This window comes from Yersinia enterocolitica subsp. enterocolitica (assembly GCF_901472495.1).
GTDB classification, from domain to species: domain Bacteria; phylum Pseudomonadota; class Gammaproteobacteria; order Enterobacterales; family Enterobacteriaceae; genus Yersinia; species Yersinia enterocolitica.
The window spans coordinates 2430363-2442924 of the sequence record NZ_LR590469.1; the positions used below are offsets into that span (position 1 = coordinate 2430363).

Sequence of the window (12562 nt, forward strand, 5' to 3'; positions counted from 1 at the left end):
TCATTATACCCGCCATACTTCAAGCTGCATGTGTGTTGGCTGTCTTCGTTCACCTGAATCATTGACTGACGTCAACTCGTCGGGATTTACTCAATTACCGCCTTCCTGCAACTTGAATTATTTAGGGCACAGAATTGGTAATTCTAACGGATCTATACGACGGTTTATAGCTTGTTGACTATATTTGTAGCTATCCCCTTCCTATTTGCTGCTGCAACTGTGTTAGCGGCTCTCACTCACCCGAATCACTGACTAATGCCAGCTCATTGGGATTATGAGCCTCATCAGAAGCTCAAGCTCACCCTGCGGGCTAGCGCAAGCGCCGTTCAAAATGGTTTACAACCAATTTGTCATTCGTTGGCTAACTTGCTGCAGCACCAACTACTTTGGGTATAGAATAATATCGTGGTTTACTAATACGGCCACAGGTGTTGAATCAGCAACTGGACACTACGGTTACCGCGATACTCATTAATATCGAGTTTATAAGCCAGCTTAACCTCGCGCACGCTGCTATCCGGCCATAAAGTCGTATCAATATTAAACGCGATACCATCCAGTAAAGGCCCGCCATTCAAAGGCTCAATCATAAGTTTCAGGTGGCGTTCACCCACCAGCCGTTGTTGCAAGATACGGAATTTGCCATCAAATGTCGGTTCAGGGAAGGATTGCCCCCACGGGCCGCCATCTCGCAGCAACTCTGCGGTTTCCAGTGATAATTCGTTTCCTTTCAGTTCGCCATCTGACCAGATAACTCCTTCTAACTGTGAGGCATCCATCCATTCACCAACTAAATCGGCGAAGCGCTGACGGAACTCATCAAATTTATCCTGTTCCAGCGATAACCCCGCCGCCATGGCATGACCGCCAAATTTCAACATCAATCCGGGGTTTAAGGTATCCAGGCGTTCAAGAGCATCGCGCATATGCAGGCCTGCCACACTCCGCCCCGAGCCTTTCAGTAAACCATCACCCGCTGGGGCAAAAGCAATAACCGGCCGATGAAAACGCTCTTTAATGCGTGAGGCCAGAATCCCGACCACCCCTTGGTGCCACTCTGGGTGAAACATCGCGATACCGTAAGGTAATTCAGTGCTGGTGCGCTCTAATTGGTCGCACAGTTGCAAGGCTTCAACTTGCATGCCCTGCTCTATCTCACGGCGCGTTTGATTTAGCGCGTCAAGATCGATTGCCAGCGCTCTGGCTTGAGCAATATCGTCACTCAGCAATAACGCCACGCCGATCGACATATCATCCAAACGGCCAGCTGCATTAAGCCGTGGGCCAAGGGAGAAACCCAGATCGTTGGCTGCCAGTTGGCGCGCATCACGGTTAGCAACTTCCAGTAATGCACGGATCCCCGGTCGACATTTTCCCGCCCGGATACGGCTTAACCCCTGATGCACCAAGATGCGGTTATTGGCATCCAATGGCACCACATCGGCTACCGTTCCCAGTGCAACCAAGTCCAGCAATTCAGCCAAATTAGGCACCGCCAGAGCACGCTGTTCAAACCAACCGCTGTCTCTAAGGCGAGCACGTAGCGCCAACATCAGATAAAAAGTAACGCCCACTCCGGCCAGTGATTTGGAGAGAAAATCACAACCCGCCAAATTCGGGTTGATGATAGCTTCGGCTGCTGGCAAGGTTTCACCCGGCAGGTGATGGTCGGTAACCAACACCTGGATACCCAGAGCATGAGCCAAATCCACTCCCGCATGAGAGGAAATACCGTTATCGACAGTGACGATCAGTTCTGCACCACGGGCAGCAACTTGCTCGACAACTTCGGGACTCAGCCCATAGCCATCTTCAAAACGATTTGGCACCAGATAATCAATATTACTGCCACCCATACTACGCAAAGCGAGCACTGCCAACGCCGTACTGGTTGCGCCATCAGCATCAAAATCACCGACAATCACAATACGACGCCTGTCAGCCAATGCTTGTTGCAACAGAGTAACACCGGCTTCAATACCGTCGAGTTGCTGCCAGGCAAGCAGGCCTTTTACACCGCGCTCCAGCTCCTCGGCACTTTTTACGCCACGGCTGGCATAAAGGCGGCGCAGCAATGGGTGTAACTGGGCGGGCAAATGGCTATCATCCACCGCCTCACGACGGCGAAGTTGAGTTTTCAATGTCACGGATGATTAACCCGCCGCTTTTGAGGAAGCCTGGTGCTTATTCAGCATCTGTAACATTTCTTTTGGCTCCAGATAACCTGGAACGATAGTGCCATTTTGCAACACGATAGCTGGAGTGCCCTGAATACCAAACTGCACACCTAACTTATAGTGCTCAGAAATATCGGTTTTACAGGTTGCAGGTGATATATCGACACCTTTCATCGCATCATCGAATGCTTTGTTGCGATCAGCCATACACCAGATTGAGCGCATGTCTTTTTCTGCCTGAGAGCTCAACCCTTGACGCGGGAAGGCCAAATAACGCACGGTTATCCCCAGTGCGTTATAGTCGCTCATTTGCTCATGCAATTTATGGCAGTAACCACAGGTGATATCAGTAAACACGGTAACAACGTGTTTTTCTTGTGGCGCCTTATACACAATCATTTCTTTGCTCAATGCTTCCAACTTTTTCACCAGCATCTGGTTGGTTACATTCACCGGTTGGCTACCGCTAACATCGTACAGCGGCCCTTGCAACAAGTGTTTACCATCGGCGGAAATATAAAGCACACCGCTCTCAGTCATCACGGTACTCAAGCCGGGGATAGGTGATGGTTGGATGTCAGCTTTCTGCATATCCAACTTTTTCAGTGTCTGTTGGATAGCGGCATCATCAGCATGAGCCAGCCCCGTGAATGCAGCGATAACGATCGGCAGCAGTAATAAACTTTTTTTCATTTATAAATCCTATCTTTTTCTACTCGGCATGGTTTTCATAAAAAACAATTATGCGCGCGGATGATGCTGTTGATGTAGCAACTTCAAACGCTCAGTTGCTACATGGGTATAAATCTGGGTCGTCGACAGATCACTGTGGCCCAATAACATTTGTACCACACGTAAATCCGCGCCGTGATTTAACAGGTGCGTGGCAAAAGCATGCCGCAATACGTGAGGTGACAGCCGTTCACTATCAATACCGGCAAGGATCGCATAGTGTTTGATTCGATGCCAGAAAGTCTGTCTTGTCATTTGCTGGCTGCGGTTGCTTGGGAACAATACATCTAATGACTGCCCATTGATAAGCCATGGGCGGCCATGTTCCATGTAATTCTCGATCCAGTACACCGCTTCTTCCCCCAAGGGGACCAGCCGCTCTTTATTCCCTTTACCGATAACTCGCACTACCCCTTGGCGCAAACTCACATCGCTGATGGTCAACCCAACCAGCTCAGACACCCGCAGACCGGTGGCATAGAGGACTTCCAGCATCGCTTTGTCGCGCAATTCTAGCGGGATATCGACATTGGGGGAGTTAAGTAATGCCTCAACCTGCGCCTCGCTTAAATCTTTTGGTAAGCGCTGCGGTAATTTAGGTGATGACAGTAGCGCTGTCGGGTCATCTTCGCGTAATTTTTCGCGGTATAAATATTGGAATAATCGGCGCATCGCACTGAGCAACCGGGCTGAACTGGTGGCTTTATAACCGCCCTCAATGCGCTCGGCAAGGAAAGACTGCAAGTCCTGCGAACCGGCGCGCAATAAATCACTGTCGTGATGCTCTAACCATCCGCTCAGCGCATGTAAATCCAAACGATATGATGCCAGTGTATTCTCTGCCAGATTCCGCTCCAGCCACAGGGCATCAAGAAACTGTTCAATCAGCGGGTTATTTTGCTGTTGCATGACTGTTTCTCTCTTTGATTGGATGGGCAGTCATTATGCCTGATGACGGGACAAATCTGGTACACTCGATGCTATTCCTTATTAGTAATGCTATGGCTATACATCATGAAGATAGGTCTCTTTTACGGCTCCAGCACCTGCTATACCGAAATGGTGGCAGAAAAAATCCGCGATATTCTCGGCGAAGATCTGGTTGATTTACATAACTTAAAAGATGTCAGCCCTCGCCTGATGGAAGAATATTCCATTCTGATTCTGGGGATCCCTACCTGGGATTTCGGCGAATTACAGGAAGATTGGGAAGCCGTTTGGCCACAATTAACTCAGTTGAATCTCAAAGGAAAGATTGTCGCCATGTATGGTATGGGCGATCAATTCGGTTATAGCGAATGGTTCCTTGATGCTCTTGGGATGCTGCATGACCATATTGCCCCGCTAGGGGTGAAATTTATTGGTTTTTGGCCGACAGAGGGCTTTGAGTTTACCAGCCCGAAACCGCTCAGTGCTGACGGTAAACACTTTGTGGGCCTGGCGTTAGATGAGGTTAATCAATACGATTTGAGTGAAGAGCGCATCGAACAGTGGTGTGAGCAAATTCTGCTTGAGATGGATGCCTTGCTTTAATTGGATAAACGGGCAGCCACAGTGCCCGTTTGCTATACCCGTTTCTACTTATGTAATTTTATTTCCATAACCGGAAAGAGTCTTGAGCACCGCCTCCCGCTGTTGCGACGTCGCTCGATATCTCTTCGGTTTTCGGTTCGCTATCCGTTGATTCTGCGCTTTTCTGCCCGGTCAAACGTTGTGGGGAAGCCACTTGATACCAGTCTAACCGCCGGGTCAGTAACATAACCGCCGCGAGAATAATAAACAGTAAACCCGCACCTAATAACAGAGCATTGTCTTCTGATTGCAATAGTCCAAACAATACGCCGTACAGTAGTAATAGCCCGCTTGCAAATAATGCGCCACGCAACCACCCGCCTAGCACTGCACTTAAATAGATGGTAATCAACATACTGCAACTCAAACTGGCGATAATATAAGCCAGCGTAAACCCTAAATGTTCAGAGAACGCCAGTAACATAAGGTAGAACAAAACCAATGCTGCGCCCACCAGCAGATACTGAATAGGGTGTACACGCAATGACGTCAGGCTCTCGAATAGAAAGAAGCTGAAGAAGGTTAAACCAATAAATAGAATGGCATATTTAATGGCTCGCTCGGTTAGCTGATAGTGGTCGACTGGCTCAATCAAGCTGGTGGTGAACGCAGGTAGTTGGTCAAAATCAAAACGCACATTATCACCGGCAAAGTTGATATTCATGCTGTTAGCCAGCCAGTTACTGCTCCAATGTGCACGGAAGCCTTTTTCATCTACTTTGCGTTGTAATGGCAAAAACTCACCGACAAAATTAGGATGCGGCCAGTTGCTCTGTAACGTCAGTTCACTGCTGCGCCCGACGGGCACAACTGAAAGGCTGTTGGTGCCTGCCAGTGTCAGTTTAAAATTAACATCAAATTTGCCCTGGCGAACCTGCTCGATAGTCAGCGGTGCATGCACCCCTTGCGCCGTGCGCCCCAAGAATGCCCCCGGTTCAAAATTAATTTTTGCATTACCCAGACTTAACGGCGAAATCTGCTGAATCCCTCGCGAATCACTCAGTGCCAACACTAATGACGGCATGCCGATGGTGACACCTTCCCGCTCTAAATCATCTAGCGAGGAAGATTCAAATTGACCGTGGAAATAGAGTTCCCCCTGATAGACCTGAGCCTGATAAATACCCAATTGGCGAACTTCAACATCCGGCGCACCAGTGACTGTCATTACCTCCGGCAATAAGTAGCGATGGCGGCTCACCCGTTGCCCCTGCTTCTTACCATCAACTTCAGTTTCAATCCATTCGCTGTAAGGCACGACAATCAGCGGGCCAAGGATCTTTTGCGCGCGGCTGGTGCTGTCACTGACTTTGTCGACCACACTTTGGCGATAGCCACTGCGTTCATTGATAACATTCAGCAGCATTTCTTTCGGAATCATCATCAAAAGAATGAGTCCCAATAACGCGGCTATTTTCCAAAACAGTACGGATTTGAACATGACGTGCTCTCCTTTAAGGTCAGGAGAGCAGCTTAAGCTCGTGAAGTGAAAGGAAAATGAGGTTATGTGAAGTGAAAGTGAAGTCAGCGACTTAAGTGATAGCTAGCGGTAAGGTCAAACGAGCGCATACCCCGTGCAGTTGGCGGTTTTCAAGGGAAATATTCCCTTGATGAATAGCGGCAACTTCGCGCACAAAATTCAGCCCCAATCCGGTACTTTTTGGGCTATTGGCCCGCGCTAGCGAATAAAAACGGTCAAAAATCTTCTCTTGGGCATAATCTGGGATGCCACTTCCGGTATCTTCAACGGTAATCAAATATTCATCCGTTTGCCTGGTGCCGCTTACTGTCACTTCGCCCCCCGCGGGAGTGAAATCTAGTGCATTATCAATCAGATTGGTCAACGCCTGACTCAGCAATAACCCGTCCCCGGTTAATGTCGCACTATCGGCGCGGATTAACCGCAAGTTAATACCTCGGCTGACGGCCTGAGCTTCTTTGGCTCCCATCGCTTGCTTGATGATGCTGCTTATTTCTATTGGGGACAGTTGCACGTCAACCCGACTTTCCAGCCGTGCCTGTATCAGCATCTTATCCACCAATTGCTGGATACGCGTACTTTGCTGCTCAATATTCATCAGAAAACGCTGAGCCGTGGCTGGCGGTGGAGATTCGCGTAATAGCTCGGCCGCACCAGTAATCGCTGCCAGCGGGCTTTTCAACTCATGGGTCAGCGTGTGAACATATTGCTCAATATAAGCTTTGCCATCTAATTTAAGCCGCATGCTTTCCAGTGCTCGCGCCAAATCATTCAGTTCGCTGCTGCCCATCGCGGGTAGCGCAACATTCTGCCCCTCGGAAACCCGTTCGGCATAATCGACCAGCTTGCCAATAGCCCGATTGATCCACCAGACAAACCCCAAGCCAATTAGCAGAGCAATCCCCAGTAACACCCCACCCGCCAGCAAGATTTTACGCTCACTGCGTTTGATGACCGGAGCCATAGAAATATTGGGTTTACCCACACTGAGCACCCCAATAATCTTATTCTCGACAATCACCGGAGCGGCCACATACATCACCGAACTTTGTTCGTCGGCAGGATCGGTGCGGGTGCTACGTGCGCCATAATTACCACGCAGTGTCAGCCAGACATCATTCCAGCGCGAATAGTCTTGCCCGACGGCTTTACCGGATGAATCAAAGATCACCCGTCCCTTAGCGTCAGTCAGATAAACCCGGTATTCATTGCGATCCTTACGGATACCTTCAATATTTGCGCCGATTGGCCGCAGATTGAGTGAAGCAAAAGCTTGTGCCAACTGACCACCGGCGACTTTATTTTGCAACATATCCTGACGGGCGAATTGCGCCAGCAAGGTGGCGGTATCGACCAATGTTCCTTCCGTCGCGCGCCGCACCCCGGGCTTAACTTCCTGCACGAAAATACGAATGACAAAATAACCGGCGATGGCGACTATCAGAAAATAGCCCAGCAACAAACGCACACCTATTTTCATCGGAAATGGCTCATGTTCGATACGTCAGGCTGTAACCCAGCCCACGATGGGTGCGAATTGGCGACTCTTCATCGTAAGTCATACGCAGCTTTGAGCGCAGAGTTTTGATGTGGGTATCGACGGTACGATCCTGGCTCTCTTCTGCTTGCGCCCAGACAATATCCATCAATTGCTGGCGTGAAAATACACGATCAGGTGCCAGTAATAAGGTTTTCAGTAGCAGATATTCATAGCGGGTGAGCCATAAAACCTGTTGATGATAAGTGACTCTCGCCCCCGCTTCGTCCAGAGTGAAATTGCCGACCTGATGCAAGGTGGCAGAAGTAGCCAAGGATTGAGATTTTTGCAGCCGCCGTAACACGGTGCGAACTCTGGCGCTCACCTCACGCGGTGAGAATGGTTTAGCGATATAGTCGTCAGCGCCGATTTCCAAGCCGACAATCCGATCCAGCTCTTCGCTACGTGCAGTTAAAAAAACCACAGGAAGTTCCGGTACTTGGGCCAATATACGGCGGCACAGGTCAAAACCGTTAATATCAGGTAAGCCCACGTCAACTATTGCCAGTGCTGGCGGGCCATTGGCCAAAGCAGCCAGAGCGGGTTCCCCCCGGTCAAACCACCGGAGGGTAAAACCTTCACTTTCCAAGGTATAAATTAAGGTGTCAGCGATACTCGGTTCATCTTCCACCAGCCAGATTAAGGGCTTCATTAATTAATACCTTCATCGGAGCCAAATGAATGGCGCAGCAGGAGACACAATTGCCGCCATTCCTCTTCAGACATGCTATCAGCCGCTAGCCATAAACGCTTACGGGTTGAGCGACTGCTTGTCTGTTGTAAACTCAATAATACGCCATAACGGGTGATCCACGGCTGCTTAATGACGACCCACTCATGCCGTTTCCATAGCACTATATTGCCGGGTTTCAGCCTGATCTCACCTTGGCAAGACGTAATATTTTTCTGGCTGCGGATACACTCAAACACCACTAACGTCAGTAATACCAACCACAGCGCGGTATAGCCCTGAGGCCAAGGCGCAACCAGCGTCAATGTGACCAGGACGCCATGAGCTAATAGAGAGAAGAGTTGAGTGTGCCAGGATATCCGCAGGTCACATCGCCACTGGGCCACGGGCTTTATTTCGTGTTTGAATCAGTTTGACCATTTGACGCAGCTCACTATCCTGCGGTTCCCCGTGATTCATCAACCAGTTAAATAAATCTGGATCATCACACTCAAGCAAGCGGATAAAAACCTGTTTCTCGTTATCGCTCAAGCCATCATATTCATGTTCAAAAAACGGCATGATAGAGATATCCAGTTCACGCATACCCCGACGGCACGCCCAGTGAATACGGGCTTTATTATCGATTTCCATGTCCTGATTGACTCCTCAAAAAAAGGATACTGATAGGCTAAGGACGGGATTATGCTGTTTTTTCAATCATATTCAGCACTCCGCCATAGAATCTGTGGCTATTGTACCTCAGATATCGTCGAATTCAGATATTGAATAATAATGGTCATTCCGTGGAATTACTGCTTGCAAAGCTACCCGACTATTTTACCATTGGAGCATCAGTTCACTGTGCCGCGCTGATAGGTACCACTTATCCGCAGGTACTTACTCTACCCAAAATAATTCGAGTGGCAGGAAGGCGGTAAGCGAGAAAACTCCGATGAGCTTACATGAGTAAGTGATTCGGGTTAGTGAGCGTAGCCAACGCACATGCAGCTTGAAGTATGACGGGTATATTTATTTTAGGTAAGCCATGGCTAATAACACTCCATTTGCTGCACAACCACTGGTCGCCTCTTCTGAGCTGCCACTAACATTAATCTCTCTTGATGACTGGGCGCTGGTAACCTTAACGGGCGCAGACCGCGTAAAATATCTGCAAGGGCAAGTCACGGCAGATATTGATGCACTGCCCACAGATCAGCATGTGCTGTGTGCCCACTGTGATGCCAAAGGGAAAATGTGGAGCAACCTGCGATTATTTTATCGTGGCGAAGGGTTAGCCTTTATCGAACGCCGTAGTGTGCTTGATAACCAGTTGAGCGAGCTGAAGAAATATGCGGTGTTCTCCAAAGTGGTGATTGCCGCACAACCTGATGTCGTTTTACTCGGTGTGGCGGGCACACAGGCAAAAGCTGCGCTAGCGGAGGTTTTCGCCGAGTTACCTAATGCCGATCACCCGGTAGTACAGCAAGGTGATAGCACACTGTTGTATTTCTCTCTGCCCGCCGAGCGCTTCCTGCTGGTGACAGATACCGGGCAAGCGCAACAGTTAGTGGAAAAACTGGCTGATCGCGCGCAGTTTAATAACAGCAAACAGTGGCTGGCGCTGGATATCGAAGCAGGTTTTCCTATCATTGATACCGATAGCAGCGCGCAATTTATTCCACAAGCAACAAACATTCAGGCGTTGAATGGCATCAGTTTCAGCAAGGGGTGTTATACCGGGCAAGAAATGGTCGCCAGAGCAAAATACCGTGGTGCTAATAAGCGCGCACTCTACTGGTTGGCAGGTCACGCCAACCGAGTGCCAGCAGCCGGCGAAGATTTAGAGTGGCAATTAGGTGAAAACTGGCGTCGTACCGGTAGCGTATTGGCAGCCGTTGCGCTCAGTGATGGCACGGTGTGGGTTCAAGCGGTGCTGAATAATGACTTGGCGGCAGACAGTGTGCTGCGCGTGCGTGATGATGCAGAAAGCGTGCTCACTATTCAGCCGTTACCCTATTCACTGACTGAAGATAAATAATATTCGTCGGTAACACCATAAGGCCGGTTTTCCGGCCTTCTTAAAACCAACGATTAGACGTACAGATAAATTGCCATAAAGTGGCAAACACTGCCGCCCAACACAAAACCGTGCCAAATGGCGTGGCCGAAGCGAATGCGCTTAGAGGCATAGAAAATCACCCCCAACGTGTATAACAAGCCGCCAATCGCCAATAATGCTAACCCACCAATCTCAAGCTTTACCGCCAGTTGATAAATCACAATCAATGAAAGCCAGCCCATCGTCAGGTAAGTCACCAGCGACAACACCTCAAAGCGATGTGCAAAGGCCAATTTGAAAATGACGCCCACCAGTGCCAATCCCCATATTACCGCCATCAAGCCACGGGCTAACGGGGAGTCCAACCCCACCAATAGAAATGGTGTATATGTCCCAGCGATTAAGATGTAAATGGCACAATGGTCAAACTTCTGTAGCCAGAGTTTCGCCTTGCGATGTGGGATGGCGTGATACAACGTCGAGGCTAAAAACAGCAGAATAATACTGCCGCCATACAAACTATAACTGGTTAATGCTTTGGTATCGGCCCCATTATCTAACGCCTGCACCAATAGCAAAACCAAACCGATAATGCCAAACACCACGCCAATACCATGACTGATGCTATTGGCTATTTCTTCTGCCCACGGATAAGACGGTGTTGCCGCTACGGTGGGAGTGACCGAGGTCGTAGGTACAGCTGATTTATTCTTCAATACTAATTATCCTGAAAATGAATCGTTATCTCATCCGATGAGCGCAATAGTTATTCTAAAGTTGTACAAAAAGAGTGCGCACAGATTAACTGAGAATAATTCCAGTGTACACGTGTACGCTTAAATATTCTGTCAGTACATGTAACCCGCCGTGTCTGTGGTTCAAATTAGGGTGACAAATCGAGCCTGAGCAGCAATTATTGCTCAGCGCCAAAAACAAAGGGTAATTTATGTCATTAGCAGTCTTGGATTTTGGTCCACTGACAGAGACTATTCAGTTTCTGATGGAAATCGATAAGCTAAAAGATATTCAGCGGCGCACCAAAGTGATTGCCAGCTTGCGTCAGGAAAATTCAGCCGAGCACAGTTGGCATTTTGCCGTAGCGGCAATGAGTCTGGCTCCCTATGCTGGCCCAGACATCGATATCAATCGCGTGATAAAAATGACGCTGCTGCATGATATTGTCGAAATCGATGCCGGTGATGTCATTGTTTATGATTTGGCGGCCAGAGCCGCTATTCATGAGCAAGAGGTCGCTGCCGCCAGGCGCTTATTTGGCCTACTGCCACCTGCATTAGGCGCACAATTTACTGCGCTGTGGAATGAGTATGAAGCGGAAGAAACTGCCGAGGCGCGCTTTGCGACAGTGCTGGATCGCATTCTGCCCATGCTTATTAACCTGCATACCGAGGGACAAAGTTGGATAGAAAATGGTATTCAGCTACAGCAGGTACTGGAGCGTAACCAATTGGTTGCCGAATGCTATCCTGAGATTTGGCAGCATTTGCTGCCGCAGTTGCAGGCAGCACAGCAAAAAGGTTGGCTGAAGTAACTGAATACTCGCTTATTTCCCGCCGGCTAAATCCAATACACTGCCAGTGACATAAGAGGCATGGTCTGACAGCAACCAGACGATTGCCTCTGCCACTTCTTGTGGATGCCCGCCGCGTTTCATTGGCAGTAAGCTTTTTACCCGGTCACTAATGCCACATTCTTATGCATATCTCAGTCCCTTATTCAGCCGTGAATTTTTTGCCAAATTAACACCCCAACCAGCACAGAATTATTCATTTGCAGTGGCGGGGTGCGCAGTGTCAAACGGTCTTCCTCAAATTGATAATAGCGAACCTGCTGACTTCCTACCCAATTGGGAAATAAACTGCCTTCGACAATATGTGTGACGGTCGCAAGCTGTTCATCAATTTCATATCGGCCAAAATAGGTCAATGCACTGAGAAAGGCATTTTTTATTTCAGTATCATTACCTTGCAACCAATCTTCAGAGGCAAACTTTGTTCTGCCGCTACTGTACAGTTGGGCAGCCATCGTGCCTTGTTTTTCATAATTAATCCGACCAGACATCGCCTGCCCCATCGGATAATGAATGCTGTTATCGGGTAAAACAAAGTGCTGCGATACCAGTGACCAACTACCGATAAATTGAGTACTTACCATAAATAATCACGCTTACTATTTGTATAACGAAAAATAAGCGTAGTCATTGATAAGAGTAGATACCAATTATCGCCATGATATAAACAGCAAAAGGGCCGCTTGCGCGACCCTTTAAGATTAATAACAAAGTGCCCGTAGAGGTGAAAACAGGCAGATCGTA

Annotated in this window: 13 protein-coding genes and 1 pseudogene; 3 read left to right on the forward strand and 11 right to left on the reverse strand. The window is 48.7% G+C overall.

From position 1 onward, the window contains the following. Positions 1 to 413: 413 nt before the first annotated feature. Genes recJ through xerD form a run of 3 tightly spaced genes read right to left on the reverse strand, consistent with a single transcriptional unit; the run spans position 414 to position 3818 of the window. The gene (gene recJ, locus FGL26_RS11585; protein ID WP_005173449.1) at positions 414 to 2147 is read right to left on the reverse strand and encodes a single-stranded-DNA-specific exonuclease RecJ; all 1734 of its coding nucleotides are present in this window, start codon (positions 2145 to 2147) and stop codon (positions 414 to 416) included. A gap of 6 nt (positions 2148 to 2153) precedes the next feature. Beyond that, positions 2154 to 2870, reverse strand: a complete 717-nt coding sequence (gene dsbC, locus FGL26_RS11590; RefSeq protein ID WP_005173451.1) for a bifunctional protein-disulfide isomerase/oxidoreductase DsbC — start codon at positions 2868 to 2870, stop codon at positions 2154 to 2156. A 48-nt stretch (positions 2871 to 2918) separates the two neighbouring features. After that, positions 2919 to 3818 carry a site-specific tyrosine recombinase XerD gene (gene xerD / locus FGL26_RS11595; protein ID WP_005173453.1) on the reverse strand — a complete coding sequence of 300 codons (900 nt, stop codon included), beginning with the start codon at positions 3816 to 3818 and terminating at the stop codon, positions 2919 to 2921. Positions 3819 to 3923: 105 nt separating this feature from the next. Here xerD and fldB point away from each other — a divergent pair, with 105 nt between their 5' ends. Then, positions 3924 to 4442, forward strand: a complete 519-nt coding sequence (fldB, locus tag FGL26_RS11600; protein ID WP_005173454.1) for a flavodoxin FldB — start codon at positions 3924 to 3926, stop codon at positions 4440 to 4442. 58 nt (positions 4443 to 4500) lie between these two features. Here fldB and creD read toward each other — a convergent pair whose 3' ends face one another. The 5 genes from creD to sdhE all read right to left on the reverse strand — a co-directional run bounded on the left by creD (position 4501) and on the right by sdhE (position 8822). After that, positions 4501 to 5922, reverse strand: a complete 1422-nt coding sequence (creD, locus tag FGL26_RS11605; RefSeq protein ID WP_005173463.1) for a cell envelope integrity protein CreD — start codon at positions 5920 to 5922, stop codon at positions 4501 to 4503. Positions 5923 to 6013: 91 nt separating this feature from the next. Then, positions 6014 to 7441 (reverse strand): two-component system sensor histidine kinase CreC, encoded by a 1428-nt coding sequence (gene creC / locus FGL26_RS11610; protein WP_032909123.1) that lies wholly within the window; start codon positions 7439 to 7441, stop codon positions 6014 to 6016. Positions 7442 to 7451: 10 nt separating this feature from the next. Then, entirely contained in the window at positions 7452 to 8150 is a 699-nt protein-coding gene (creB, locus tag FGL26_RS11615; protein WP_005173478.1) for a two-component system response regulator CreB, read from the reverse strand. Further along, positions 8150 to 8575, reverse strand: coding sequence for a protein YgfX (locus tag FGL26_RS11620; protein WP_005166047.1), 426 nt, complete (start codon positions 8573 to 8575; stop codon positions 8150 to 8152). The genes creB and FGL26_RS11620 overlap by 1 nt, the downstream gene beginning before the upstream one ends. After that, positions 8556 to 8822: an FAD assembly factor SdhE gene (gene sdhE, locus FGL26_RS11625; protein ID WP_004390965.1), complete on the reverse strand. Its 267-nt coding sequence runs from the start codon at positions 8820 to 8822 to the stop codon at positions 8556 to 8558. The genes FGL26_RS11620 and sdhE overlap by 20 nt, the downstream gene beginning before the upstream one ends. Before the next feature lie 394 nt (positions 8823 to 9216). Here sdhE and ygfZ point away from each other — a divergent pair, with 394 nt between their 5' ends. Next, positions 9217 to 10209: a tRNA-modifying protein YgfZ gene (ygfZ, locus tag FGL26_RS11630; protein WP_005173484.1), complete on the forward strand. Its 993-nt coding sequence runs from the start codon at positions 9217 to 9219 to the stop codon at positions 10207 to 10209. Positions 10210 to 10262: 53 nt separating this feature from the next. On the opposite strand, the gene trhA is transcribed toward ygfZ, so the two are convergent. Beyond that, positions 10263 to 10946, reverse strand: a complete 684-nt coding sequence (gene trhA, locus FGL26_RS11635) for a PAQR family membrane homeostasis protein TrhA (protein WP_005173485.1) — start codon at positions 10944 to 10946, stop codon at positions 10263 to 10265. A 230-nt stretch (positions 10947 to 11176) separates the two neighbouring features. Between trhA and FGL26_RS11640 the strand changes: the two genes are divergently transcribed. Next, positions 11177 to 11779 (forward strand): HD domain-containing protein, encoded by a 603-nt coding sequence (locus FGL26_RS11640; protein ID WP_005173488.1) that lies wholly within the window; start codon positions 11177 to 11179, stop codon positions 11777 to 11779. Positions 11780 to 11791: 12 nt separating this feature from the next. Here FGL26_RS11640 and FGL26_RS11645 read toward each other — a convergent pair. After that, positions 11792 to 11941: pseudogene (locus FGL26_RS11645) on the reverse strand (SDR family oxidoreductase); the annotation flags it as partial. A 23-nt stretch (positions 11942 to 11964) separates the two neighbouring features. Next, positions 11965 to 12402, reverse strand: coding sequence for a lipocalin-like domain-containing protein (locus tag FGL26_RS11650; RefSeq protein ID WP_005173494.1), 438 nt, complete (start codon positions 12400 to 12402; stop codon positions 11965 to 11967). Positions 12403 to 12562 lie beyond the last annotated feature (160 nt).